The 22,872-nt window shown below is 33.2% G+C and carries 18 protein-coding genes and 1 pseudogene; 10 read left to right on the forward strand and 9 right to left on the reverse strand.

The features are described 5' to 3' along the window. Positions 1-141: 141 nt before the first annotated feature. A complete protein-coding gene (locus AC0L4B_RS02375; RefSeq protein ID WP_473438385.1) occupies positions 142-1,197 on the forward strand; it encodes a glycosyltransferase in 1,056 nt (351 codons plus the stop codon). On the opposite strand, the gene AC0L4B_RS02380 is transcribed toward AC0L4B_RS02375, so the two are convergent. Both AC0L4B_RS02380 and AC0L4B_RS02385 read right to left on the reverse strand, forming a co-directional pair. Then, positions 1,178-2,140, reverse strand: a complete 963-nt coding sequence (locus AC0L4B_RS02380; protein ID WP_473438386.1) for a sensor histidine kinase — start codon at positions 2,138-2,140, stop codon at positions 1,178-1,180. The genes AC0L4B_RS02375 and AC0L4B_RS02380 overlap by 20 nt on opposite strands. 74 nt (positions 2,141-2,214) lie before the next feature. Further along, complete coding sequence (locus tag AC0L4B_RS02385) at positions 2,215-2,898, reverse strand: response regulator transcription factor (protein WP_473438387.1); 684 nt, start codon at positions 2,896-2,898, stop codon at positions 2,215-2,217. Positions 2,899-3,176: 278 nt separating this feature from the next. On the opposite strand from AC0L4B_RS02385, the gene AC0L4B_RS02390 reads away from it, so the two are divergent. From AC0L4B_RS02390 to AC0L4B_RS02400, 3 genes are all read left to right on the forward strand, one after another. After that, positions 3,177-4,883: a T9SS type A sorting domain-containing protein gene (locus AC0L4B_RS02390; protein ID WP_473438388.1), complete on the forward strand. Its 1,707-nt coding sequence runs from the start codon at positions 3,177-3,179 to the stop codon at positions 4,881-4,883. 92 nt (positions 4,884-4,975) lie between these two features. Then, the gene (locus AC0L4B_RS02395) at positions 4,976-5,893 is read left to right on the forward strand and encodes a T9SS type A sorting domain-containing protein (protein WP_473438389.1); all 918 of its coding nucleotides are present in this window, start codon (positions 4,976-4,978) and stop codon (positions 5,891-5,893) included. 86 nt (positions 5,894-5,979) lie between these two features. Then, positions 5,980-6,957 (forward strand): LuxE/PaaK family acyltransferase, encoded by a 978-nt coding sequence (locus AC0L4B_RS02400; RefSeq protein ID WP_473438390.1) that lies wholly within the window; start codon positions 5,980-5,982, stop codon positions 6,955-6,957. Between the two features lie 131 nt (positions 6,958-7,088). On the opposite strand, the gene tyrS is transcribed toward AC0L4B_RS02400, so the two are convergent. Continuing rightward, positions 7,089-8,399, reverse strand: coding sequence for a tyrosine--tRNA ligase (gene tyrS, locus AC0L4B_RS02405; protein WP_473438391.1), 1,311 nt, complete (start codon positions 8,397-8,399; stop codon positions 7,089-7,091). Between the two features lie 86 nt (positions 8,400-8,485). Between tyrS and AC0L4B_RS02410 the strand changes: the two genes are divergently transcribed. Then, positions 8,486-8,656: an NAD-dependent epimerase/dehydratase family protein gene (locus AC0L4B_RS02410; RefSeq protein ID WP_473438392.1), complete on the forward strand. Its 171-nt coding sequence runs from the start codon at positions 8,486-8,488 to the stop codon at positions 8,654-8,656. Between the two features lie 5 nt (positions 8,657-8,661). Continuing rightward, a complete protein-coding gene (locus AC0L4B_RS02415; protein ID WP_473439382.1) occupies positions 8,662-9,501 on the forward strand; it encodes an NAD-dependent epimerase/dehydratase family protein in 840 nt (279 codons plus the stop codon). 3 nt (positions 9,502-9,504) lie between these two features. On the opposite strand, the gene AC0L4B_RS02420 is transcribed toward AC0L4B_RS02415, so the two are convergent. The 3 genes from AC0L4B_RS02420 to AC0L4B_RS02430 are packed head-to-tail and all read right to left on the reverse strand — an operon-like array spanning position 9,505 to position 11,997. Next, a complete protein-coding gene (locus AC0L4B_RS02420; protein WP_473438393.1) occupies positions 9,505-9,888 on the reverse strand; it encodes a DUF4296 domain-containing protein in 384 nt (127 codons plus the stop codon). Between the two features lie 35 nt (positions 9,889-9,923). Then, on the reverse strand, positions 9,924-11,270 hold the full coding sequence (locus tag AC0L4B_RS02425; protein ID WP_473438394.1) for a dihydroorotase: 1,347 nt from the start codon (positions 11,268-11,270) through the stop codon (positions 9,924-9,926). A 1-nt stretch (position 11,271) separates the two neighbouring features. Further along, positions 11,272-11,997 carry a polyprenol monophosphomannose synthase gene (locus tag AC0L4B_RS02430; protein WP_473438395.1) on the reverse strand — a complete coding sequence of 242 codons (726 nt, stop codon included), beginning with the start codon at positions 11,995-11,997 and terminating at the stop codon, positions 11,272-11,274. Positions 11,998-12,150: 153 nt separating this feature from the next. Between AC0L4B_RS02430 and AC0L4B_RS02435 the strand changes: the two genes are divergently transcribed. Both AC0L4B_RS02435 and AC0L4B_RS02440 read left to right on the forward strand, forming a co-directional pair. Beyond that, on the forward strand, positions 12,151-12,744 hold the full coding sequence (locus AC0L4B_RS02435) for a DUF4271 domain-containing protein (RefSeq protein WP_473439383.1): 594 nt from the start codon (positions 12,151-12,153) through the stop codon (positions 12,742-12,744). 23 nt (positions 12,745-12,767) lie between these two features. Further along, the gene (locus AC0L4B_RS02440) at positions 12,768-13,517 is read left to right on the forward strand and encodes a uroporphyrinogen-III synthase (protein WP_028290620.1); all 750 of its coding nucleotides are present in this window, start codon (positions 12,768-12,770) and stop codon (positions 13,515-13,517) included. An 80-nt stretch (positions 13,518-13,597) separates the two neighbouring features. On the opposite strand, the gene pckA is transcribed toward AC0L4B_RS02440, so the two are convergent. Together pckA and AC0L4B_RS02450 are read right to left on the reverse strand one after the other, a co-directional pair. Continuing rightward, a complete protein-coding gene (gene pckA, locus AC0L4B_RS02445) occupies positions 13,598-15,214 on the reverse strand; it encodes a phosphoenolpyruvate carboxykinase (ATP) (RefSeq protein ID WP_473438396.1) in 1,617 nt (538 codons plus the stop codon). Between the two features lie 63 nt (positions 15,215-15,277). Next, the gene (locus AC0L4B_RS02450) at positions 15,278-15,670 is read right to left on the reverse strand and encodes a DUF423 domain-containing protein (protein ID WP_473438397.1); all 393 of its coding nucleotides are present in this window, start codon (positions 15,668-15,670) and stop codon (positions 15,278-15,280) included. A 75-nt stretch (positions 15,671-15,745) separates the two neighbouring features. Here AC0L4B_RS02450 and AC0L4B_RS02455 point away from each other — a divergent pair. Then, a pseudogene (locus tag AC0L4B_RS02455) lies at positions 15,746-17,109 on the forward strand (saccharopine dehydrogenase family protein). A gap of 216 nt (positions 17,110-17,325) precedes the next feature. Continuing rightward, complete coding sequence (locus tag AC0L4B_RS02460) at positions 17,326-17,796, forward strand: Lrp/AsnC ligand binding domain-containing protein (protein WP_028290624.1); 471 nt, start codon at positions 17,326-17,328, stop codon at positions 17,794-17,796. A gap of 96 nt (positions 17,797-17,892) precedes the next feature. Here the strand turns inward: AC0L4B_RS02460 and AC0L4B_RS02465 are convergent, their stop codons facing one another. Next, positions 17,893-22,560 (reverse strand): T9SS type A sorting domain-containing protein, encoded by a 4,668-nt coding sequence (locus AC0L4B_RS02465; RefSeq protein ID WP_473438398.1) that lies wholly within the window; start codon positions 22,558-22,560, stop codon positions 17,893-17,895. Positions 22,561-22,872 lie beyond the last annotated feature (312 nt).

A 22,872-nucleotide genomic window follows, 5' to 3' on the forward strand; every position in this document is an offset into this window, starting at 1 on the left:
TTAAGCTTGTTTATGATTACCTTTGATTTTAGCATTTTATGCGTTAAGGATAGTAATGACATCCTTTTTTTGCTGCCATATATGGCAAAAAAAGATATAATGGATAGCCTGACCCTTTAGGGTAACGCCCAAATTAATGACATGAAAAAAAGAATTTTAGTTGCGCCTTTACATTGGGGAATTGGTCACGCTACGCGATGCATACCCATTATAAACGCCTTGATTACTGAAGGTTTTGAGCCCATTATTGCTAGTGATGGTCAAGCTTTAGAGCTACTTAAAAAGGAGTTTAAAGGCGCTGTTTTTATTGAGTTACCAGCTTACAACGTGCGTTACTCTAGAAGTAAAACAGGTTTTAAGTGGCTTATGCTTTGGCAATTACCTAAAATTAAAAAAGCGATTAAAAAGGAACGAAAAGCGATTAAAAAAATTATACATGAATATGCTATTGATGGTATTATATCTGACAACCGTATGGGTGTTTACTCTAAATCTAAACCCTCTGTTTTTATTACACATCAACTTAATGTGTTAAGCGGAAAGACAACTAAATTAAGTACTTTTTTTCATGATACTTATTTAAAGGAGTTTGATGAGTGTTGGATTCCGGATTTTGAAAATGAGCCTAATTTAAGCGGAAAACTTGGTCATGATTTTAACAACAAAGGCTTAAAGGTTAAATATATTGGTGCTTTAAGCCGATTGAACACTTTGGATATAAAACCTAAGGATGATATTATGGTTTTATTGTCTGGACCAGAACCACAACGTACTTTATTAGAAGAAAAACTACTTAGTGAGTTTAGTAATTATAAAGGCCATATTACTTTTGTACGTGGTAAAATTGAAGCTAAGCAAACGGTACGCAAAGAGCAACCCTTTACGATTTATAATTTTATGCAAACCAACGAATTACAACATGCTTTAAATAATTGCAACTTGGTAATTTCTAGATCTGGTTATACCACAATTATGGATTTAGCTAAACTGGGTAAACGTGCTTTTTTTATACCTACTCCTGGACAGTTTGAACAGGAATATCTTGCTAAATACCTTGATAAAAAAGGTCTTGTTGCAAGTTGTGCACAAAAGGACTTTTGTTTAAACGAATTGGATAGAACTAACGACTATTCGGGTTTAAATATTTTTAGTAATGAAACTGATTTTAGCGAATTATTTAAGCTTTTTCGAGAGTAAATGAAAACTCGCTACCTATATTAAGCTCGCTTTCTACATAAATTTTTTCGTCATGAGCCTCTATAATATGCTTTACAATAGACAAGCCTAAACCAGAACCTCCTTCTTTACGAGAGCCACTTTTATCGACTCTAAAAAAACGCTCAAACAATCTTGGCAAATGTTGTTTTGCTATACCTTCTCCATTATCGGTTACTCTTACTATAACTTTATTTTTTACTAGTCTTTCAATACTAATTTCAGTAGTTCCTTTTTCTCGACCGTATTTTATACTGTTTACAACTAGATTTGTTAACACCTGTTGCAATCTTTCTTCATCGCCTTTTACCATTACAGGATTTTTATAATCCATATCAAAAGTTAATGTGATTTGCTTTTTAGCAGCTTTCATTTCTAATAATTCAAACACACTTTGTACTAACTGAACAATATCAAAGTCCTTTTGATTTAAACTAAGGTCTCCGACTTCTAACTTAGTAATCATGTCTAAATCTTTGACAATATAGATTAACCTTTCTACACCTTTTGTGGCTCTGGTTAGGTATTTTTCGGCTACATTTTTGTCATTTATGGCTCCATCTATTAATGTTTCTAGATAACCTTGAACGGTAAATAAAGGGGTTTTAAGCTCATGGGATACGTTACCCATAAACTCTTTACGGTATTCTTCTCTGACTTTTAAAGTTTCGATTTCTAACTTTTTACCCTTGGCAAATTGATCTATCTGCTTAGTTAGAGTAGCCATGTCTGTTGTTATACTGTTTTTTCTAAAACTAGCAGACTCTAACAAAGTAATGTCTTTGTATATTTTATTAATTCTTTTATAAATAAAATGCTCTACACGATACTGAATTATTAAAAAGGATAATCCGTAAGTTGCCAACGCAAATAACAGAATTACTAATGCATTAATAGAATAATACATGTACAAAAAAACACTCATAAAGAGCGTTAAAAAAACAGTGATTAAAAACGATGTTTTTAATGCAAATTTATAAGTCTTTTTTAGTTTCAAAATTATTCTACAAATTTATAGCCTACACCTTTTACGGTTTTAAAGCTGTCGTCACCAATTTTTTCTCGTAGTTTTCTAATGTGTACATCAATTGTACGTCCTCCTACAACTACCTCGTTACCCCAAACACGATCTAAAATGTCTTCTCTTTTAAAAACTTTACCTGGTTTAGAGGCTAACAAAGATAATAGTTCAAACTCTTTTCTTGGTAAAATTATTTCGTTTCCTTCTAAAACAATTTTATATTCTTCTCTATTAATAACAAGATTACCAATAGTTACTAAAGCTTTGGCACCATCTTCTGACTTTAAACGTCTTAATAATGCTTTAACTTTACTAACTAATACTTTTGGTTTGATTGGCTTAGTTATATAGTCATCTGCTCCTGCATCAAATCCTGCAACTTGTGAATAATCTTCACCACGCGCTGTTAAAAAGGTGATTATAGTTGCACTTAATTCTGGTATTTTTCTAATAGCTTCACAAGCTTCAATCCCATCCATTTCTGGCATCATTACATCTAAAATGATTAATTGAGGTTTTTCTTTTTTAGCTTTTTTGACTGCCTCGACACCATTTTTAGCTGTAGTTACTTGATAGCCCTCATTAGTTAAATTATAACCAACAATTTCTAAAATATCCGGCTCGTCGTCTACTAAAAGAATTTTAATATCTTTTTTATTCATGGAATTTAAACTTGAATTTACTTTATAGTTATGTTATCGTAAAGATAAAATTAATACTAAAACTTTTGATTATTTAAGTATAAATAACATTAAGATAACATGAGTTTAATTTGTATTAAATTATAATTTACACATAATCAGTAAGTAATTAGCATATTGATTTTCAAATAATTGAAACGATGTTATTTTAATGTAAAGATGATTGACTAATCATTTTAAAATTAGCCACACATTAAATTTCTGTTTATATTTATGCCTTAAAAACAACACAATATATTATGAAAAAACTTTACTTTTTGCTTACTTTATTTATTACAACATTGTCCTATGGACAAGAACTATTAGTCAATGGAAATTTTGAATCTTGGACAGATACTACTACTCCTGAAAACTACGAATTAATACAAAGCGTAGAACAAGAGGCTACTGAAGTACATACTGGTACTTATGCTGTTAAACACACAGGAGGAACATCTAAACTTAGTCAAACCGTAAATGGTGTAACTGCAGGAACATCTTACACTATATCCTTATGGTATAAAGTTGATGCTGCTTTTGGAGATGGAACTGATGCAAGAATCTGGAGTTACTGGAAAGCTGGCTCGTCTAATATTACTAGTAATGCTGATGAACTAAGAGGTCCAAATAATGCTTATTTTGATGCAAACGGTAATGCTTGGACAGAATACACAGTAACATTAACTGCTCCTGCTACTGCTGATACTTTTTATTTTGAAGTTAGAACTTATGGAAGTGCAGTTGTTTATTGGGATGATTTTTCTTTCTTTGAAGAATCTACTGCTGTACCAACACTTGGTGTTACCTCTCCTAACAATGGTGATAATGTAGCTGGACCTGATGTTAATGTTGACTTAAGTGTACAAAATTTTATGGTCGCTAACGGAACAGGTGATGGTCACATCCAATATACTGTTGATGGTGGGTCTGTAGTAATGAAGTACGATACTGATCCTATCACATTAACTGGTTTAACAACTGGAGAACACACTATTAACTTAGAATTAGTAGACAATAGCAATACACCATTAACAACACCTGTTACTGCTAGTACAACTTTTAACGTTTATGAAGTACAATCTCTTCCTTTTATAGAAAGTTTTAACTACACTGCTACAGAAGCTTTAGCATCACAAACAGCATGGACTAATTATTTTTCTGGTGACGATGTATTAATTGAAACTGGAAGTCTATCTTTCCCTCCTTTAACAGGAACAGCTAACTCAATATCATTTGATGGTTCAGGAGCAGATCCTGTTGTGGATTTTACACCTACAACAAGTGGAAGTGTTTATGCTTCTTTCATGTTGAACATTACTGCTTTGGATGCTGCTGCAACAGATGGTTATTTTGCTGTTTTAAGAACAGATTCTGGAAGTTATGAATCACGTTTATGGATCTCTCCAACTGGAGCTTCTACTTATAGAGTTGGAATAAGTAATGGTGCTGCATTAACACAAATTAGCGCTACAGATTTAAATGTTGGAGACACTAATTTTATTGTTTTCAATTACGACATTGACAATAACATGGTTAATGCATGGGTTAACCCTACTCCAGGAGGAGCTGAGCCTGTTGCAGATTTATCTGAAGCTTCTACAAGTACAGCTAACACGTTTTCACAGTTTTTAATCCGTCAGGATAGTGCAACAGAAACTCCGTTTATGATAATGGATGAATTAAAAATAGCTACAACATGGAATGATGTTACCTTAAGTACAAAAACATTTGAAGTTGCGGATAATTTTAACATTTATCCTAACCCAACTAGCACTGGAACAGTTACTATTGCCACAAAAAACAACACAACTATTACTGTTACAGTATTTGATGTTTTAGGTAAACAAGTATTATCACAAACTATCCAGAATAATAGTTTAGATGTTTCTAACCTAACTACAGGAGTTTATATTTTAAAACTTAATCAAGAAGGTGCTATCGCTACTAAGCGCTTAGTAATCCAATAAAAGCTATATTAAGCTATTGTTAAAAGAGTTATCTACCATTAGATAACTCTTTTTTTTAATTAGATTTGAGATTAATATAAACAACACTTAATATGAAAAAACTTTACTTTTTACTTTTTACTTTAACTAGCGTCTTTACTGCTAGTGCTCAAATTCAAGCTGGAGATATAGCCTTTACTGGTTACAATTCTGATGCACCAGATAGTTTTTCTTTTGTAACTTTTGTAGATATGCCTGCAGGAACACAGATAGAATTTACTGACAATGGATGGCAAGCATCTGGTGGATTTAGAACGAATGAAGGAACCTTTGTTTGGACCTCTCCTAATACTATTTTAACTGCTGGAACAGTTGTTACATTTACTAATATTGCAGCTGATGAAGTTACACACGGAACGTATGCAAATAGTAACGTTAATTTATCCGCAAGTGGTGACCAAGTTTTTGCTTATGACCCGAATAATGTGCCTAATGGAACAAACATCTCAGGTTTTTATGCAGGAATACAAATGAATGGTGGTTGGGATTCAGATTCAACTAGCTCTAACACATCTGCTAATCCAAATAATGGCATTGATGTCGTTACAGTAAACGCAAACTTTATAGCTTTAGATCCAGAATCAGATAGTGGTGTTTATGATTGCTCAACTACTACTGGAGATGTAGACACATTAAAAACTGCTATAAATGATCCTGCTAATTGGACTACTAGTCAATCTAATCAACCCCTAACAGCTTGTACATTTACAATCCCAACACTTTCAACTACATCTTTTAAAACAACTGAATTTTCAATTTTTCCAAATCCATCAACAACAGGATTTGTAAATATTAAAACATCAAACAACCAACCAATAGCTGTTGCTGCTTATGATGTTTTAGGTAAACAAGTTATTAATACAACTGTAACTGCAAACCGTTTAGACGTATCGTCATTAACATCTGGAGTATACATTTTAAACTTAACACAAGAAGGCGCTACAACTACTAAAAAACTAGTAATTAAATAAGCATTCTGTTTTATTATTTTAAGAGCGTTGCTATTAGATTAGCAACGCTTTTTTATTTTATATACTTTTGTGTTTTATACATTAACATGGACACGACTTCCTTATTTAATATTTCCAACGACACAGAATTTAAAAACAAGGCTTTACAGGTTTTTAAGCATCAGTTTAATCATAATGCTATATATCGTTCGTTTTGTGACCTATTGTATGTTAATCCAAGTGATGTGCATGAGTTGCATGAGATTCCGTTTTTACCGATTCAATTTTTTAAAACGCGTCAAGTCTTAAGTTCTACTAACCCTATACAAACTACATTTTCAAGTAGTGGTACCACTGGTCAAGTAACCAGTAAACATCATGTTACCGATTTAAATCTTTATGAAACTAGCTTTAAACAAGGCTTTAAGCATTTTTATGGTGACATTACAGACTATACTATTTTAGCTTTATTGCCTAATTATTTAGAACGTGAAGGGTCGTCTTTAGTACACATGGTTGATCATTTAATTAAAGACTCTAAACAACCAAATAGTGGCTTTTACCTACATAATTTAGAAGCCCTTAAAGACACGTTAATTACACTAGATCAAGCTGGTAAAAAGGTATTATTGATTGGTGTATCTTTTGCTTTATTGGATTTAATCGAATCTTATACCTTTAATTTAAAACATACCATAATTATGGAAACAGGAGGTATGAAAGGGAAGCGTAAAGAACTAATTAGACATGAACTACACCAAATTTTAAAGACTGGCTTTGGTGTTGAGGCTATACATAGCGAATATGGCATGACTGAACTACTAAGTCAAGGCTATAGTAAAGGTCATGGAATTTTTAATTGCCCACCATGGATGCGAATTTTAACCAGAGATCCTGAAGATGCACTGACTGTTTTTAATCATCCTAAAACTGGAGGAATTAACGTTATCGATCTAGCCAACATAAATTCCTGTAGTTTTATAGCCACTCAAGACTTAGGAAAAACTTATAATACCACTGATTTTGAAATCATTGGTCGTTTTGACGACAGCGACATTAGAGGTTGTAATTTAATGGTACTGTAAGGACAACACACATATAACGACCAACTAATTATGAATAAGAAAAATTAGTTTTTGGTTGGTTAACTAATTGGACTAAAAAAAGCCTGCTTAAATTAAGCAGGCTTTTTTTGTATGATATTTTATTAAGTTTTTTAATTAACTTTAATAATAAAGGTACTTTTCTTACCTCTATTAATAACAACGTATTTGTTGTTTATTAAATCATCGGTAGTTATTGTATAATCGTCTTTAACTTTGTCTTTATTTACAGATACCGAGTTTTCTTTTAATGCACGACGTGCTTCTCCATTACTTGCTAAAAAGTTAGTTTCGGCAGATAAAGCTGCAATCATGTCTAAACCAGCTTCAATTTTATCTCTAGACACTTCGGCTTGTGGCACACCTTCAAAAACCTCTAAAAACAAATTTTCGTTTAGTTGCTTAATTTCATTTTTAAAATCTTTACTAAATAATATACCTGTTGCTTTTTGTGCATTTTCAAATTCGTCTTTACTGTGTACAAAAGTGGTCACCTCTTGAGCTAAACGTTTTTGTAATGCTCTAAAACCAGGGTTTTCTTTGTGTTCTGTAATTAAAGCGTCAATGGTTTCTTTATCTAAAAAGGTGAAAATTTTGATATACTTTTCTGCATCTTCATCTGTGGTATTTAACCAAAATTGGTAAAACTTATACACACTAGTTTTATCAGCTGTTAGCCAGACATTACCACCTTCGCTTTTACCAAACTTACTTCCGTCGGCTTTAGTAATTAATGGACAAGTCATAGCATATGCTTTTGCTGTATCATCACCAACATTCATACGTCTTACTAACTCTGTTCCTGTTGTGATGTTTCCCCATTGATCACTTCCACCCATTTGCAATTTACAATTTAGGGCTTTATGTAAATGGTAAAAATCATACCCTTGAATTAATTGGTAAGTAAACTCGGTAAAACTCATCCCTACACTACCTTCATCTCCAGATAAACGTTTTTTAACGCTATCTTTTGCCATCATGTAATTTACGGTAATACGCTTACCAACATCACGTGCAAAATCTATAAACGAAAACGACTTCATCCAATCATAGTTATTAACTAAAACTGGTGCATTTGTATTAGTTGAGTTAAAATCTAAAAATCGTGATAATACTGCTTTTATACCAGCTACATTATGGTTAAGTGCTGCTTCATCAAGCAAATTACGCTCGTCACTTTTTCCAGAAGGGTCACCAATCATACCTGTGGCACCACCAACTAAAGCAACAGGCTTATGTCCTGCTTTTTCTAGATGTACTAATAAAATTATTGGCACTAAACTACCAATGTGTAATGAGTCAGAGGTTGGGTCAAAACCAATATAGGCTGTGGTCATTTCTTTATCCAGTTGCTCTTCGGTTCCAGGCATGATATCGTGTACCATTCCTCTCCATCTTAATTCTTCTACAAATGCATTAGCCATTTTATTGTGTTTTATTATTGAAAAAGCAAATATAAAAATCGTGTTATAAACTACATACAATATCTAATATTTATTACCTTAGACCTATGATTTTAGTTACAGGAGGTACAGGTTTAGTTGGCGCACATTTATTATTTAAACTTTTAAATGAAAACCAACCTGTACGTGCTATTTACAGAACTAAAAAAAGTTTGAAACCGTTAAACGAATTTTTAACTACTACAGTAAAACACCTGATGTTTTATTTGATAAAATAGAATGGATTAAAGCTGACCTTAATGATATTCCTGCTTTAACCGAAGCTTTTAAGGACATAAACTATGTTTACCATTGCGCAGCATTTGTCTCTTTTGAACCTAACAAATTTGAATTACTACGCAAAACTAATATTGAAGGTACAGCTAACATTGTTAACCTTTGCTTAGCAAATACGGTTAAAAAATTATGCTATGTTAGCTCAATTGCTGCAATAGGTACACCTGCTGTAAAAACTAAAACCATTACTGAAGCTAACGACTGGAACGTCGAGTTTGATAATAGTGTTTACGCGATTACCAAATATGGTGCAGAACTAGAAGTCTGGCGTGGTACACAAGAAGGTCTTGATGCAGTAATTGTAAATCCTGGAGTTATCATTGGTCCTGGAATTTGGAACTATGGTAGTGGCTCTTTAATTACTATGGTCAATAAAGGTATGCGCTATTATACAACAGGTGAAACCGGTTATGTGGATGTAAACGATGTAGTAAATTGCATGTTGTTATTACTAAAAAGCGAAATAGTAAACCAACGATTTATACTTGTAAGTCAAAACCTAAGTTTTAAACATTTTATTTATAAAACTGCAGAACACCTTAATGTTACTGCTCCTAAGAAAGAAGCCTCTTCTTTTATTTTAGCTATTGGTTGGCGTTTGGATTGGTTGTTACACAAACTTACAGGATCACGAAGAAAACTTTCAAAACAAACTGCTTATAGTGCTTTATCTAAAAGTAATTACGGTAACTCCAAAATAAAAACAGCCTTAAATTATACATTTAAGACTGTTGATTTAAGTTTGAAAGACACTGTTAGTTATTTTAAAATTGATAACAAACAGTAATCATTATTTAAGAATAGCTTTTAACTTTTTATCCTTAACCGGTAACTTTTTCTTGGCTTTTTCTTCCTTTTTTTGCACCTCTTTATAGTGTAATCTTAAGACTTCAAGACTATCTTTTACACGTGTGTAAATCTGGTTAAAATTCTCGATATCATAAGCGTAATAATTATTACTATTTACAAATTGAAGACTGTCAATTTTATGCTTTTTATATATAAATGAATCTGGTAGAATCCCTTTATTTTCAAGTTCTCTTTTATTTATACCTTTAGCCGAAGACATAATTACAGTTTCCACCAAAACATCTACCATTTTATCTTCACTAATTAGATCATCAGGTTTTTCTGGTTTTTGCACGTCATAACACGACACTAGTACTAATGTCATTAAAAGATATAATAGCTGGTGTTTTTTGTACATTATTATCTATTAAAAGTTAATCGCTTTGCATAATTAGTCTCATAAAATTTAAAGTTTTTATAAGCTAAACCTCCATTAACAAAGGTGTGTGTTATTCTTGACTTAAAGGTCGTTCCTTCAAAAGGTGACCAACCACATTTATATAAAATATTATCTTTATTTACGGTCCATGGATTATTTAAATCTACGACTACTAAATCTGCAAAATAACCCTCTTTTACGTAACCACGTTTTTCTACCTCAAATAAAATAGCTGGATTATGACAAAACTTTTCTACTATTTTCTCTATTGTAATATCGCCATCATGATACATTTCAAACAAAGCAGGTAATGCGTGTTGTACTAAAGGTCCTCCAGAAGGTGCTGACGTATATACATTTGATTTTTCTTCAAAAGTATGAGGTGCATGATCTGTAGCAATAACATCTATTTTATCATCTAATAAAGCTTTTAATAACTGTGCTCTATCTTTTTCGGTTTTAACCGCAGGATTCCATTTAATAAAAGTCCCTTTCTCATCATAATCTTTATCACTAAACCATAAATGATGAATACAAACTTCAGCTGTAATTTTTTTATCTTTTAATGGTGTTTTATTATCAAACAATGCTGTTTCTTTTCCTGTAGATAGATGAAAAACATGTAATCTAGCTCCTGTTTTTTTAGCTAATTCAATAGCTTTTGAAGACGAGATATAACACGCCTCTTCACTTCTTATAATTGGATGAAAACGCACAGGTATGTCATCTCCATAACGTTCTTTATAAATCTCAAGGTTTGCTTTTATAGTCGCTTCATCCTCACAATGCACAGAAATCAGCAAATCTGTACTTTTAAAAATCTTTTCTAAAACTTCTGGATTGTCTACTAACATGTTTCCTGTAGACGACCCTAAAAACAATTTTAAACCAGCAACTTCCTTTTTATTAACTTTTAAAATTTCGTCTAAATTATCATTAGTACCACCAAACATAAAAGAATAATTAGCCCAAGCTTTTTTTGAAGCTATTTCAAACTTCTCGTCTAATTTTTCAATGGTTGTCGTTTGTGGTTTTGTGTTAGGCATTTCTATAAATGAAGTAATACCTCCTGCTAATGCAGCTCTTGACTCTGTTTCAATATTAGCTTTTTGGGTTAAACCAGGTTCTCTAAAATGAACTTGATCATCAATTGCACCAGGAATAACATACCTTCCCTCTACATCAAACACATTAACATCTGCAGATTTTGGGCTAATTGATTGATCTATTTTAGTTATAATGTCGCCTTCAATTAAAATGTCTCCATTAAAAATTGTGCCTTCATTAACAATTTTAGCATTCTTAATTAGTGTTTTTCGATTTTGCATTTTAATTGGATTTAAATAAACTTTTAAGTTTCATACTAATAACACCAAAAATAGCTTCAGATATAATACTAGAACTAAGTTTGGATTCGCCTTTAGTTCTATCTGTAAAAATCACAGGTACTTCTACTATTTTAAACTTTTTAAGATTGGCTTTAAATTTCATTTCTATTTGAAACGCATAGCCTACAAATTTTATTTGATTAAGGTCAAGATTTTCAAGCACTTGCCTTTTGTAACATATAAAACCAGCGGTAGCATCTCTAATTTTCATACCAGTTACAAATCTTACATACATTGAAGCTCCATAGGACAAAATAACACGTCCTAAAGGCCAATTTACAACATTAACTCCTTTAACATATCTTGAACCAATTGCTAAATCTGCTCCACCTTGACAACAGGCATCATACAAATGTATTAAATCCTTTGGATTGTGGGAAAAGTCCGCGTCCATTTCAAAAACAAATTGATATTGTTTTTTTAAAGCCCATCTAAACCCATGGATATAGGCTGTCCCTAAACCTGATTTTTGTTGTCTAACCTCAAGTGATAATCGTTCAGGAAATTCAGTTTGTAAATCTTTTACTTTTTGAGCAGTATTATCAGGAGAATTGTCATCAACTACCAAGACATCAAATGTCTTTGGAAGTGCAAAAACTGCTCTAATAATAGCTTCTATATTCTCAATTTCGTTGTATGTTGGTATAATTACAACAGCGTCTTGCATCAATACTATTTAAAATTTAGGCAAATGTACATTTTTATAAATTTACTTAATTATAAAAATTCCTTAATTATTAGACGTTTTCCTATTTAAAAATAATAATTTTGACACATGCTAAGAGTCGTAAATACATTGGACATATTAACGTTAACCTTAATGGGCTGCCTACTTTTAGTGACCTTAAGCAAGGTGCTTTTCACCAAACGATTTATAGATTTTTCAAAACTATTATTTAGTTCTAGATATGTTAGCCACTATGCAAAAGAACAACGTTTTGTAGATGTGTTTGAAGCTTTGCTTTTTTTAAATTTTAGCTTAAATATAGGCTTATTACTTTATCTTGTTTTAAATTATTACAATACAATCCAGCAAATAAACCTTTTTAAATACAGTTTATTTATTGCACTATTCTTAATAGTCAAAATTTTATTTGAAAAAGTAATAGCCACGCTATTAAACATAGATACTTTAATAGAAAGCTATGTATTTCAGAAACTAACCTATCGCAATTTTATTGGTTTACTTCTGTTACCTATCAACACCCTTTTGGTATATAGTTTAAAACCAAACTCAACGGTTTTACTTGCAGTAATTATAGTCTTAACTTTATTGCTGTCAATAGGTATTATTCAGTTTATAAAAACTAATCTTAATTTATTTAAAAAGAACTTGTTTTATTTTATTTTGTATCTTTGCACTCTTGAAATTGCACCTTACGTTGTTATATACCAATTTATAACATATTATTAGGTCCAAATTAAACGAAACAACATATGAAAGTGAAAACAATTTTAGTCTCCCAACCAGAACCTAAAATAGAAAATTCGCCTTATTTTGACCTTTCTGAAAAGCAGAAAGTTAAAATAGACTTTAGACCTTTTATCCACGTAGAAGGAGTTTCCTCAAAAGACATTAGACATCAAAAAGTAGATTTAAAAAATTATACTGCTATTATTTTAACAAGCAGAAATGCTGTTGATCACTTTTTTAGAGTAGCTGAAGAAATGCGCTTTAAAGTGCCAGACTCGATGAAATATTTTTGCCAGTCAGAAGCAGTTGCTTTTTACTTACAAAAATATGTTGTTTACAGAAAACGTAAAATTTATGTTGGTAAACGTAATTTTGCCGATTTATCGCCTTTAATCAAAAAGTATAAAGACGAGACTTTTTTATTACCTACAACAGATAAACTTAAACCTGAAGTACCAGAAATTTTAAATGGTTTAAAAATTAACTGGAAAGAAGCTGTGTTTTACAAAACGGTAATCAGTGATTTATCTGATTTAGAAAATGTTACTTATGACATTTTAGTGTTTTTTAGTCCAAGTGGGATTGAGTCTTTGTTCCATAACTTTCCAGAGTTTAAACAAAACGATACTAGAATAGCTGTATTTGGTAACACAACAATTAAAGCTGTTGAAGCTAAAGGCTTGCGTGTAGATATAGCTGCACCTACACCTGAAACGCCATCTATGACTATGGCACTTCAAAAATACATTGACAAAGCTAATAAAGGAAAATAATCCTTTATCACATTATTATAAAATAAAAAGCGCCAATTGAAATTTTCAATTGGCGCTTTTAATTAACACTATATTTAATACTATTCAGCGTAACGTTGTGGTCCACCACGTCTAATTTCTTCGCTTGCATAAGATTCAAATTGTTGGAAATTTTCTCTAAATGCATTAGACAATTTAAAAGCTGTATCGTAATAAGCTTTATCATCATTCCAAGTTGCTCTTGGACTTAATAATTCTGCTGGCACTCCAGGACAACTTCTAGGTTGTGCTACACCAAAAACAGAATGGATATGATAGTCCTTATAATTATACAATCCTAAATCACCATTAAGTACAGCACTAATCATAGCTCTTGTGTACTTTAACTTGATTCGGCTTCCTACTCCGTAAGAACCTCCTGTCCAACCTGTATTGATAAGCCAAACGTTAACGTTAGCATCTTTCATTTTTTTACTTAACATCTCAGCATATTTAGTTGGATGTAAAGGCATAAATGGAGCACCAAAACAAGCAGAAAAACTAGGTACTGGTTCTGTAATACCTGCTTCTGTACCTGCTACTTTTGCTGTATAACCAGATATAAAGTGATACGCAGCTTGAGATGGAGTTAATTTAGATATTGGAGGTAATACACCAAAAGCATCTGCTGTTAAAAAGAAAATATTTTTAGGATTTTCTCCAATAGACGGTTTTTTAATGTTTTCAATATGGTGTATTGGGTAACTTACACGTGTATTTTGCGTGATAGAAGTATCTTCAAAATCAACTACACCAGCATCATTCATGATAACATTTTCAAGAATAGCTCCTTTTTTAATGGCACCAAAAATTTCTGGTTCTTGCTCACCTGATAAGTTAATTACTTTCGCGTAACAACCTCCTTCAAAATTAAATACTGTGTTTTCTGCAGTCCAACCATGCTCATCGTCTCCTATTAAGCTTCTATCTGGATCTGTAGATAGGGTTGTTTTTCCTGTTCCTGATAAACCAAAGAAAATAGCAGTATCATCATCTTTACCAACATTAGCACTACAATGCATAGGTAATGTGTTTTTAAATACTGGTAAAATAAAGTTTAATGCGGAAAAGATTCCTTTTTTGATTTCTCCAGTATAACCTGTTCCACCAATTAAAGCAATTTTTCTTGTAAAATCAAGAATAGCAAAATTATGTTGACGTGTACCATCCACTTCTGGATCAGCCATAAAACCTGGCGCATTTACTATTGTCCATTCTGGATCAAAGTTTTCTAACTCAGCATTAGTTGGTCTTAAAAACATATTGTAAGCAAACATGTTACTCCATGGATACTCATTTATTACACGTATGTTTAATCTATAGTTCTCATCTGCACAAGCATAACTATCTCTTACAAAAACTTCTTTTTCAGACAAGTAATCTGTTACTTTATCATATAGTTTTTGAAATTTATCAGCATCAAAAGCAATGTTGATATTTCCCCACCACACTTTATCTTCAGTAATACTATCTTTTACTATAAATCGGTCCATTGGAGAACGTCCTGTAAACTCGCCTGTATTTACAGCTAAAGCTCCAGATGACGATTCTTTTCCTTGACCTTTTTCTAAAGTAATATCATGAAGTTGCTCTGGTGATAATTGATATTTTACTTGGGCATTTTTGATTCCGTATTGTTCCAACGAAATCGATTTCGTAAATTGGGTATGGTCTACCATAATTTGTTTGTGTTGTTTATAGTGCAAAGTTAAAATTAATAAGATATAAACGCCAAACAAATACTAATTATTCTGTTTAATCTTTAAAAACTTGATTATCAATACTAGCCATGATCCTAGTAAAAACAAGCCTCCAATTGGCGTTACAAAGCCTATCGATTTAAAATTAAAAGCGGTTAATGTATTAGTCGCTAATCCATAAATCGAACCTGAAAACAACACAACACCTATTAAAACCAAATAAAATATTAAGTTTTTAGTTTGTTTACTAAGTAATTGCTGTCCACCAACAATTAAAAGTAGTATCGCATGGTACATTTGGTAACGTACTCCCGTTTCAAAAGTTACAACAGCTTCAGCAGATACTAAAGCTTTTAAACCATGTGCTCCAAAAGCTCCAAAAACAACACTTAAAAACCCCAAAATACTCCCTGAAATTAACAATCGCTTATTCATATAATTATTTTTTTGGATAAAACCCAATTAAATTTTTCTACATTCGTAAACCAAATATACTCAACAAAACTCATTATGAGACACATTTTAGTCATAGGATCCGGAAAATCTACCGCATATTTAATTCAATATTTATTAAACAAATCTACGTCAGAAAACCTTCATATAACAGTAGGTGACATCAATATAGACAATGCAAAAGCAATGATTGAAAATCATGAAAACGCTACCGCTATAACACTAGATGTTTTTGATCAAAAATCTAGACAAGAGGCTGTAAAAAATGCAGACATTGTTGTTTCAATGCTTCCTGCTCGTTTTCATATAGAAGTTGCAAAAGATTGTATTACTTTCAAAAAAATATGGTTACAGCATCTTATGTTAGTAATGAAATGCAAGCACTAGATCAAGATGCAAAAGACAACGGATTAGTATTCATGAACGAAATTGGTGTAGACCCTGGTTTGGACCATATGAGTGCGATGCAAGTCATAGATTCTATTCGTGATAAAGGTGGAAAAATTATTTTATTCGAATCCTTTACTGGTGGACTAGTCGCACCAGAAAGTGACACCAATTTATGGAATTATAAATTTACATGGAACCCAAGAAACGTAGTCACAGCAGGTCAAGGTGGAGCAGCAAAATTCTTACAAGAAAGTACCTTTAAATACATACCATACAACAGGTTATTTAGACGTACCGAGTTTTTAGATGTAGAAAATTATGGTCGTTTTGAAGCTTATGCTAATCGTGATTCCCTTAAATACCAAAGCGTTTATGGATTAAATGATATTAAAACCCTATACAGAGGGACCATGCGTCGCGTAGGGTTTTCCAGAGCTTGGCAAGTCTTTGTAGCACTTGGTATGACTGATGATAGTTACACCATAGATGACAGCAAAAACATGAGTTATCGTGACTTTGTTAATGCCTTTTTACCTTACAGTCCAACAGATTCTGTAGAGCTTAAATTTAGACATGCCTTAAAAATAGACCAAGATGATATTATTTGGGACAAATTTGTAGAGTTAGACCTATTTAGCAAGACAAAAAAGGTGACATTAGACAAAGCCACACCAGCACAAATACTACAAAAAATATTACTTGACAGTTGGACATTAGATCCTACAGATAAAGACATGATCGTAATGTACCATAAGTTTGGATACGAACTAAATGGAGAAAAACATCAAATAGATTCTACAATGGTAACCTTAGGTCAAGACCAAACCTACACAGCTATGGCAAAAACCGTTGGATTACCAGTAGCGATAGCAACTTTAGCTATATTAAACAAAACCATAACAACACCAGGAGTACAAATACCAATTACCAAAGAAGTATACACACCAATACTAAAAGAATTGGAAGAATATGGTATTACATTTAAAGAAAAGCATGTACCATACCTTGGCTACAACCCTTTAAATATTTAATCTTTGGGTGTTACCACATAAATTGTTCAAAGCTTTAAAGTGCTTTGAACAATTTACTTAGGTCAGGCTATCCGTTATATCTTTTTTGTTTTTAATGACAAAAAAGGATGCCACTTCTATCCTTAACACAATCACATTAAGGACATTATTCAAATTTAAGTTTCAGTTTAAAACATAATGATTAACTTTATGTTTTAAATTACAACAATCTGACAATTGAAAACTTCAAATAACAACATAACCATAGACGGAATTGACAAGAAAATACTTCGTGCATTAATGCAAGATGCACGTACACCTGTCTTAGAAATAGCAAGACAAGTCGGTATCTCTGGAGCAGCAATACACCAAAGACTTAGAAAACTAGAAAAATCTAAACTAATAGCAGGTTCAAAATTTGTAATCAATCCAAAAGTATTAGGCTATACAACTATGGCATTTGTAGGAATCTATCTTGACAAAGCCATTAGTAATCCAGATGCAGTAAAACAACTAAAAAAAATACCTGAAGTTTTAGAATGTCACTATACTACCGGAAATTGGAGTATTCTAATAAAAATATTGTGCATGGATAACGAGCATTTAATGCATTTATTAAACAACGATATACAATCTATATCAGGAGTTTCAAGAACAGAGACATTTATATCTCTAGACCAGCAAATAGAACGACAAATTAAAATTTAGCACTATTTTTTAAACCGTCAAAAGGTATATTTTAAAAAAGTAAAAGCGGGAATTTTATAAAAAATTCCCGCTTTTGTTATAACTAATTTTTAAAACTTATTTTCTTATAATAAGCTTTTTAGCAGATATATTTGAATCGCCTAAAACTTTAACAAGATACATACCATCACTTAAGTTTCCAATATAAATAGTCTTTTCTACATTAGCACTTACTTTAAATACTTTTACCGTTTGACCTAATAAATTAACGATTTCAAAGCTTTCACCAATTGAAGATTTAATGTTTACATTGTTGCTACTTGGATTTGGGTACATAGCAAATTTAGGTTTACTATCAAACGTCTCAATATCTAATGAAGAAATAGTAACACAAATTGACTCAACAATACATCCTTCTGAAGTAATTACCACTTTATAATCGCCATTTGCTGAAGGTGTATAACTTTGAGCAGTCTCTCCTGTCAATAAAGTATTAGGGCATTCATACCATTGGTAAGTTGCTCCAGATTCATTGGCTGTTAAAACAACACCAACCTGTGATACTGTGTTATCTACTTCAATAACTTCTATAGTATCACTAGCAGAGTTAGAACATCCATTTGCATTAGTATAAGTGTAAGTTATTGTATGTGTACCTACTCCTGCTGCTGCAGGATCAAATGAATACGTCATTCCGTTTCCATCATCTGTCACTCCTGATCCTGAATACACACCTCCTGTTGCTGTTCCACTTCCTAAACCAGTTTGTACGCCTGCATCGATACATAAATCTGCAGGTGCTGTAAAGGTTACTGTTGGTAAAGCGAATACTTCAACATCATCACTAGCTGAACTTGTACATCCATTTGCATTAGTATAAGTGTAAGTTATTGTATGTGTACCTACTCCTGCTGCTGCAGGATCAAATGAATACGTCATTCCGTTTCCATCATCTGTCACTCCTGATCCTGAATACACACCTCCTGTTGCTGTTCCACTTCCTAAACCAGTTTGTACACCTGCATCTATACATAAATCTACAGGTGCTGTAAAGGTTACTGTTGGTAAAGCGAATACTTCAACATCATCACTAGCTGAACTTGTACATCCATTTGCATTAGTATAAGTGTAAGTTATTGTATGTGTACCTACTCCTGCTGCTGAAGGATCAAAGGAATAAGTCATTCCGTTTCCATCATCGGTCACTCCTGATCCTGAATACACACCTCCTGTTGCTGTTCCGCTTCCTAAACCAGTTTGTACACCTGCATCAATACATAAATCTTCAGGTGCTGTAAAAGTTACTGTTGGTAAAGCGAATATTTCAACATCATCACTAGCTGAACTTGTACATCCATTTGCATTAGTATAAGTGTAAGTTATTGTATGTGTACCTACTCCTGCTACTGCAGGATCAAAGGAATACGTCATCCCGTTACCATCATCGGTCACTCCTGTTCCTGAATATACACCTCCTGTTGCTGTTCCGCTTCCTAAACCAGATTGTACGCCTGCATCTATACATACATCTGCAGGTGCTGTAAAGGTTACTGTTGGTAAAGCGAATACCTCAACATCATCACTAGCTGAACTTGTACATCCATTTGCATTAGTATAAGTGTAAGTTATTGTATGTGTACCTATTCCTGCTACTGCAGGATCAAAAGAATACGTCATTCCGTTTCCATCATCGGTCACTCCTGACCCTGAATATACGCCTCCTGTTGCTGTTCCACTTCCTAAACCAGTTTGTACACCTGCATCAATACATAAATCTTCAGGTGCTGTAAAAGTTACTGTTGGTAAAGCGAATACCTCAACATCATCACTAGCTGAACTTGTACATCCATTTGCATTCGTATAAGTGTAAGTTATTGTATGTGTACCTACTCCTGCTGCTGCAGGATCAAATGAATAAGTCATTCCGTTTCCATCATCTGTAACTCCTGATCCTGAATACACGCCTCCTGTTGCTGTTCCACTTCCTAAACCAGTTTGTACACCTACATCAATACATAAATCTGCTGGAGCCGTAAAGGTTACTGTTGGTAAAGCGAATACTTCAACATCATCACTAGCTGAACTTGTACATCCATTTGCATTCGTATAAGTGTAAGTTATTATATGTGTACCTACTCCTGCTACTGCAGGATCAAATGAATAGTTTACACCGTCACCGTTATCTGTTATTCCTGGACCACTATACACTCCCCCTACAGGAGCTCCTTGACCCTGAGACACTACAACGGAAGTCAATCCTGTGATCGTTGTATTAATACCTGTAGACCCAATTATTGTAGCAGATCCAGTGGTAATATTGATAGAATAAATATTTCCAGAATCAACTTGAGCACCACCAGCGAATAAGACACCATTGTGAAACTCAAGACTCCCTAACACAACACCTGTATTAGCTAATAATGTTGGCGTTCCTGTTATTAAATCAATCGTATAAATCTCCGTGACTCCTTGTCCAGCTGCAGCATAAGCAATCCCCGTACCTGGATCAATAGCTAGACTACTCAAATTCAAAAATGTTGGTCCAACCTCTGTTAATTCTTGTGTTACTGGATCAAAAGTACTTAAAGGAGCTCCAGATACACCTACGGTGTACCAAACTCCATTATAAATACTTACACCTTGAAAATATGGTGGTGTTCCAACATTAGGTGAACCAACCCCAAGTAGATTTCCTGTTGAAATGTCAAACATAAAACCACTACCACATCCATTGGTTTCCTCTCCAAAACCAATACCACTAATTGGGTCATATCCTAATGCAGTAACGCCTGATCCACAACCTCCTGAAAAACCTGTATTTAAAATAGTAGAGGCTCCCGTAGCAACATCAATACTAAAATAATTCCCTTGATTATCTGCTCCAAACAAAATATTAGTGTCAGCAACAGAACCTGCTTGAACACCTGCATCTATACAAACATCTTCTGGAGCTGTAAATGCTACTACTGGTAATGCAAATACTTCAACACTATCACTAGCTGAACTTGTACATCCATTTGCATTAGTATAAGTGTAAGTTATTGTATGTGTACCCACTCCTGCTATTGCCGGATCAAATGAATACGTCATTCCGTTACCATCATCTGTAACTCCAGTTCCTGAATACACACCACCTGTGGTTGTTCCATTTCCTAAACCAGATTGTTCTCCTGCATCTATACATAAATCAGCAGGTGCTGTAAATGTTACTGTTGGTAAAGCATTAACTGTTACACTTACATTTGAACTATTTGGACAACTTCCTGCAGTTGTATACTGTACAGTATATGTGTTAGGTGTTGAAGCTGACAAATCAATTACTCCTGTACCAGCATTTATACTTAGACCTGCAGTAGAACTAAATGTTCCACCTGTTACACCTGTAATAGTTGGTGACGGATCACTAGCATCAGTACAATACGATGCTGCACTGTAGTTAAAGCTTGCATCATCCAAAGCATTAACTGTTACACTTACATTTGAACTATTTGGACAACTTCCTGCAGTTGTATACTGAACAGTATATGTGTTAGGTGTTGAAGCTGACAAATCAATTACTCCAGTACCAGCATTTATGCTTAGACCTGCTGTAGAACTAAATGTTCCACCTGTTAAACCTGTAATAGTTGGTGACGGATCACTAGCATCAATACAATACGATGCTGCGCTGTAGTTAAAACTGGCATCATCCAAAGCATTAATAGTAACACTTACATTTGAACTATTTGGACAACTTCCTGTAGTTGTATACTGAACAGTATATGTATTAGGTGTTGAAGCTGACAAATCGATTACTCCAGTACCAGAATTTATACTTAGACCTGCTGTAGAACTAAATGTTCCACCTGTTACACCTGTAATAGTTGGTGACGGATCACTAGAATCAACACAATACGATGCTGCGCTGTAGCTAAAGCTTGCGTCATCCAAAGCATTAATAGTAACACTAGCTGTTTCTGTCCCATCACAAAAACCGGGTGTATTATACTGAACAGTATATGTGTTGGGTGTTGAAGCTGACACATCAATAGTACCAGTACTAGTATTTATAGACAATCCTCCTGAAGATGAAAAAGAACCTCCAGAAACTCCTGTAATAGTTGGAGTTGGATCTGAACCATCTACACAATATGCTGAAGCATCATAACTAAAAGAAGCGTCCTCTTTAGGAGTTGTATTTATAGTAATGCTACCACAGGATCCAGGTGTAACACAACCACCTTCACCTCTAATATAATAGGTCGTACCTGGTGGTGTAGGTGTTACAATAACAGTTGATGAAGTTGTTGTAGCTACTAATGTTCCTCCACAAGAACCTGTATAAACAGACCATTGTGTTGCATCATTTAAGTTTCCCGAAATACTAAGTAAAGCACTACCACCATCACATATAGTTGGAGGTGCTGATGTAATTGTTGGGATATCAGGTGCTGTACAAATTGGAGCTGCTCCCCATTTAAAAGCATCTAAAGCTAAATAATCTGCATCATTTGTTGAAGATATTACTATTTCATCAACAGCAATGTTTGAATTATCTAAACCTCCCTCAGTTGTAAAGTCAATGAATGTAAAGCCATTGTTAGGATTAAAAGATGAACCATTAACAATACCCGAGTTTTTTACACTACTATATACAGTAGTACCGTTAACCTTTCCTGTAAATGTTAATGTTGTTGTTGCAGGACCAGTTATACTTCTATTGGAAACAAATAAATAAAAACTTTTAATAGTAATATCGGTACCATCAGTAGTTTTAATAGTAAAAGAAGAACCATCACCTAGCACAGGACTTCCTCCTGAGTTATCAATAAAATAATTATCAGCAGAAGTTCCATTCCAACCTCCTCCAGAGAAGATTTCAATGTCATAACTATTATCACCAGAACCATTTTCAATAGTAAAACTCTGTCCACTATCATTAAAAGTGGTTGCGCTAACAGGCTCATCCTCAAATACTTCTGTAGTTTGAGCCGAAGATTTTAAGCTTAGAGAGCTTAAAAAAGAAATACTACAAAAAATTGTAAGTATTTAAAGGGTAAAAATTGAGTAGTTTTTTGTTTCATCTTTTTTTGCATTTACAGTTCAGTTACAAATATA

The organism is Olleya sp. NP1-10, assembly GCF_055804415.1.